The sequence below is a fragment of the uncultured Corynebacterium sp. genome (genome assembly GCF_902782855.1).
In the GTDB taxonomy this organism is placed as follows: domain Bacteria; phylum Actinomycetota; class Actinomycetes; order Mycobacteriales; family Mycobacteriaceae; genus Corynebacterium.
This window is the reverse complement of the sequence record NZ_CACZOO010000136.1, coordinates 1-4,890: the sequence shown is the minus strand read 5'-3', so window position 1 is coordinate 4,890 and position 4,890 is coordinate 1. Positions and strand designations below refer to the sequence as shown.

Annotated in this window: 4 protein-coding genes and 1 pseudogene; all 5 read right to left on the bottom strand. The window is 65.1% G+C overall.

Features of this window, described 5'->3' with window-relative positions:
• Positions 1 to 1,094: pseudogene (locus QZV72_RS06240) on the bottom strand (hypothetical protein); the annotation flags it as partial.
• Positions 1,095 to 1,218: 124 nt separating this feature from the next.
• On the bottom strand, positions 1,219 to 2,154 hold the full coding sequence (locus tag QZV72_RS06235) for a patatin family protein (protein ID WP_297006364.1): 936 nt from the start codon (positions 2,152 to 2,154) through the stop codon (positions 1,219 to 1,221).
• Positions 2,155 to 2,172: 18 nt separating this feature from the next.
• Positions 2,173 to 3,609, bottom strand: coding sequence for a pyruvate kinase (gene pyk, locus QZV72_RS06230; protein ID WP_297006363.1), 1,437 nt, complete (start codon positions 3,607 to 3,609; stop codon positions 2,173 to 2,175).
• 34 nt (positions 3,610 to 3,643) lie between these two features.
• Positions 3,644 to 4,561 carry a prolipoprotein diacylglyceryl transferase gene (lgt, locus tag QZV72_RS06225; RefSeq protein WP_297006361.1) on the bottom strand — a complete coding sequence of 306 codons (918 nt, stop codon included), beginning with the start codon at positions 4,559 to 4,561 and terminating at the stop codon, positions 3,644 to 3,646.
• A partial coding sequence (locus QZV72_RS06220; RefSeq protein ID WP_297006360.1) for a tryptophan synthase subunit alpha occupies positions 4,558 to 4,890 on the bottom strand: 333 nt, incomplete at its 5' end. The genes QZV72_RS06220 and lgt, both read right to left, overlap by 4 nt.

Here is a 4,890-nt window from a genome sequence, read left to right as displayed (position 1 = left end):
TCCACGATCAGCGGCAGAACGCCGGGAACATTGACATCGACCTCGAAATCGACCATCGCACCGGTCGCCATGTCCACCGGCTCGGCTGCACAAGTTCGACAGTTACCCCTGGTTATCTCGTTATAAAGTTCATCGGACACATCACTATCCCCCAGGCCAAGAGAAAGTAACTCACTGGCAGCATCAGATGCATTCCCAATAGCCCAGTCTTTTACCTCCGATAGCGCGTGGCCACCACTGTGGACTACCCCTTCCAATGCCCGAACTCCAACAGCCCCGACTTTCCCTGCTTCAGCGAGTAAGTGAAGAGATGATTGACCTAATGCATACACGGAATCCGCCAATATAACCACCCCTCGGGATGCCAGAGAAAGAATACCAGACAACACCCTTCCGAGATATTGCATTATTGACGACAGGGAATTCAGGACCATTCCAATGAGAAAGCCCGCCAGCGTGTGCAAAAGGCTGGAAACTTCCTTCAATACCCCGGAAAATAAGTCGGTTACGGAATCAAAAAAATTCTTAACCTTATCCCACGCGCTAGGATTTTTCTCAAATCTCCGCTTAGCTTGCGATTCGATATCCGCAACTGCCGCCGTCACTTCAATCCCGAGTGCGGTCTTAATCTCCTCCGAGCGCGTGACCGCCAATCCCCAAGTGGTAAGCGCGGCCTGATTCTTTTCGACCGCCAGAACCACTGCGGCATCCGCCGCTGGATTCGCCGCCCCCGCAGAAACCGCAGCAGCTTCGGCAACATCCACCGCAATCGCCGCACTATCGACAGCCAACCAGTAGCCACGGGCCTGGGCGCACAGAATTGCCATTTCCTGCACCGACGTAGTCAAAGCTCCAGCATAACGACCAATGGCTTCGCCTACGCCTTGGTGTGCACTTGAAGTCACCTCGAGATGACGTGGAAAATCTGAATTAATAATATCCCGGTACTGATCGCCTTCAGCCCCCTCGAAGCCACCATCGCTGATCGCTCGCAGCGATGCCGCCGCGCTCTCCGCAGCGCCAGCGAAAGTCAACCATCGCCGCGCGGACTCACCGACAGCGACGGGGTCGCTGCCGAGACTGAAATGCTCCAAAACATAAAATTCCATCGGTTACGGCAGTCGGATACCAGGCACAGTGAAAAATACCCCTTGCAGTCAGGCGATTTAAGGTAACCCATGCAGGATACATCACGATAGGTGGATCTTGATTCACCGCCTACCCTACGGCCCGGCGAGATAGTAGATCTTTTCCGAGGAACGCCTCCCACTGCGGCCACTGCCGCAGCGCCTGCGCCACCCCGTAGGACATGGAGCTGCGCAGCACCCGGATGTCGCGCTCCGTGGAGCTGACCAGGCGGGTGACGTCCTCCGGGAACACCAGCACCGCCTTACCCTGCGCCTCCAGCTCGTACAGCCGCTCCATCGTCGCGTTGTACCGCTCGTGGCGGGTCACCATCGCCTCGGCCAGACCGGGCCACCGACGCAGGAATGTCCTGGTGAGCCTCGGCCGGGAGATCCCCTCCTTGAAATACCCGCGGCGCTGGGTGAGCACGGCGAAGAAGCGGTCGAAACCGTCGGCCTCCGCGGCGTCCAGCGGCACCCCGCCCGAGGACCCGAAGGCCCCGTCGGCATAGGACACCCCGTCGATGGTGGGCAGGGGCATCGCCCACGGGATCGAGGAGGACGCCCGGACCCGGGTCATGAGGTCCCCGAGGGAGGCGATGTCGTCGCGCCCCCAGTAGACGCCCTCGCCGGTGTCCGCGCGGGTCGCGCCGATCCGGAACTGCGTCGGTGACTGCGCCACCAGGTTGAAGTCGTAGGGGCGCGGCAGATCCAGCCCCGGGGCCCGGCCGTAGATGTACTCGGCGTTGAAGAAGCCCCGTCCACGCAGCAGGTGGCTCCAGCCCCCGAACTCGGGCTCCAGCACGAAATCCACGAAGTTCCGGCGCAGCCGGTCACGCTCACCGGTGAGGTAGCTGACCAGGTGGCTGGCCCCGGCGGAGATCCCGCCGGCCCAGCCGAACTGCACGCCGTGCGACATGAGCACGTCGACGATTCCGGCGGAGTAGGCCGCCCGCATTCCACCTCCCTCGAGGAGCAGTGCGGTGTCGGCGGCGGGGATGACGGGGGAACTGACCGGGGAACTGACCATGGAACTCCAGACTGTGGACTACTGCTTGTCCGCCGGGGGAACGGTGAGGTCCTCACCGAGCAGGTGGACGTGGATCATGTTGGTGTTGCCCTCGACCCCGGGAGGGGAACCGGCGGCGATGACGACCAGGTCGTCGTGGCCGAAGTCCGGCTCGGCGAGCAGCAGGCGGTCGACCTCCTGCATGATCTCATCGGTGGTGTGCACCTGCTCGGTGAGGAAGGTCCTGGCGCCCCAGGTCAGGGTCAGCTGGTTGCGCACCGCCTCCGACGGGGTGAAGACCAGCAGGGGCAGACGCGAACGAAGGCGAGCGATGCGACGGGCTGTGTCACCGGAGGCGGTGAAGGCGACCAGGGCGCGCGCGTTGAGCCGCTCCCCCACCTCCTTCGCGGCGAGGCTGATCACCCCTCGCTTGGTGCGCGGTGAGTGGCTCAGCGGCGGCACCTCACCATCGGTCTCAGCGGCGAGCACGATCCGGGCCATGGTCTTCACGGTGCCGACCGGGTACTTGCCCACCGAGGTCTCCCCGGAAAGCATGACAGCGTCCGCACCGTCGAGGACGGCGTTGGCGACGTCGGAGGCCTCCGCACGCGTCGGCCGGGAGTTCTCGATCATCGAGTCCAGCATCTGGGTGGCGACGATGACCGGCTTGGCGTTCTCGCGGGCGATCTGGATGGCCCGCTTCTGCACCAGCGGCACCTCCTCCAGCGGCACCTCGACACCGAGGTCACCACGGGCGACCATGACGGCGTCGAAGGCGAGGATGATCGGCTCCAGGGCGTCGACGGCCTCCGGCTTCTCCAGCTTGGCGATGACCGGGACGCGACGGCCGACCTCGTCCATGACCTCGTGGACGAGCTCGACGTCCGCCGGGGACCGGACGAAAGACAGGGCGATGACATCGGCACCCATGTTGAGGGCGAACTTCAGGTCACGGATGTCCTTCTCGGACAGGGCCGGCACAGAAATATCCATGCCGGGCAGGGAGACACCCTTGTGGTCGGAGACGGGGCCCCCCTCGGTGACCTCACAGATCACGTCGTTTCCCTCGACGGCCTTGCAGACCAGGCCGACCTTGCCGTCGTCGACGAGGAGACGGTCACCGGGCTTGGCGTCCCGGGCGAGCTGCTTGTAGGTCGTCGAGACCCGGTCATGGGTGCCGGGGACGTCGTCGACGGTGATGCGGACCTCCTCACCGTCGGCCCAGTAGGTCTTCTCTTCGACGAACCTACCGAGCCGGATCTTCGGGCCCTGCAGGTCGGCGAGGACTCCGACGGGTTTGCCGGTAGCCTCCGAGGCCGCCCGCACCCACTCGTAATTCTGCTGGTGGTCCGCGTGTTCGCCGTGGGAGAAATTCAGGCGTGCCACGTTCATCCCGGCGTCCACCAGCTCCCGGATCCTGTCACGGGAGGCCACTGCGGGGCCGAGGGTGCATACGATCTTGGTTCGTCTACTCACACTGCCCGAGGATAGCCCTGCTCCCCGGCACCCGCTACCGCGGGTCGCACGTCTCCTCCGGTTCACCCACCGGGCGCCCCGCATTCACCTCGGCGGGGTCCTCCCGCGTCCGTTTCCGGGTGAGGACGAGCAGCGCGACCGCGCAGACGAAGACGACCCCGGAAGTCACCGAGTTGACGCGTACGTCACCGAAGACGGTGGTCGCCGCATCGGTGCGCAGCAGCTCGATGAAGAACCGGCCGAACGTGTAGCCGGCGACGTAGAGCATGAACACCCTGCCACCGCCGAGGCGGAACCTGCGGTCCGCCCAGACGAGCAGCACGACGACGAGCAGGTTCCACAACAGTTCGTAGAGGAAGGTCGGTTGGACGGTGAACAGCACGGTGCCGTCGGAAATCCCGTCCATGTTGTCGATGTTGCCGTTCCCGTCGACCCTCCGGTAGATCTCCAGCGCCCAGGGGGCGTCGGACTCCCCGCCGAAGAGCTCCTGGTTGAACCAGTTGCCCAGTCGGCCGATCGCCTGGGCCAGCAGGATCGGCGGGGCGACGGCGTCCGCGAAGGGTGCCAGCGGCAGCTTCTTGTACCGCAGCACCCCCCACACGGCCATCCCGCCGAAAACGACTGCACCCCAGATCCCCAGTCCACCGTTGGTGATGTTGAAGGCGTCCGTCCACTCCTTCCCCTCACCGAAGTACTTCTCGTGGTCGGTGATGACATGGTAGACACGGCCACCGACGATGCCGGCCGGGACCGCGGCGATCGCACAGTCGATGACGGTGTTGCCGTCGCCGCCGCGGGCGACGTACCGGCGCACCGTCCACCACACGGCGACGATGATGCCGACGAGGATGCACAGGGCGTAGGCCCGCACGGTCAGCGGCCCGAGGTGCCAGACACCCCGGGCCGGCGAGGGAATCGCGGCGAGCAGCGCGGTGTCGGCGGCGAGAGTCATCGTCGAACCCCGTCGTGCAGGTCAGCGGCCAGGGCGCCGAGCGCCCCGCCCCCCTGCCCGGCGGCGGTGATCAGTGCGGAACCGACGATGACGCCGTCGGCGTACCCAGCGATGGCTGCGGCCTGGTCACCGTTGCGCACACCAAGGCCCACTGCCACCGGCAGGTCGGTGGCCGCACGGACACGGTCCACCACGCCGCGGGCGTCGGTGGAGACGTCCTCCTGCGCCCCGGTGACGCCCATGTGCGACTGGGCGTAGATGAAGCCACCACCGGCGTGCACCGTCATATCGAGCCGCTCCGGGGTGGTCGAGGGGGCCACGAGGTAGAC

What these genes read in the sequence shown, in the direction of transcription:
- lgt (WP_297006361.1), bottom strand. Translation starts at nt 4,561, where the DNA reads ATGACTCTCGCCGCCGACACCGCGCTGCTCGCCGCGATTCCCTCGCCG.
- QZV72_RS06235 (WP_297006364.1), bottom strand. Translation starts at nt 2,154, where the DNA reads ATGGTCAGTTCCCCGGTCAGTTCCCCCGTCATCCCCGCCGCCGACACC.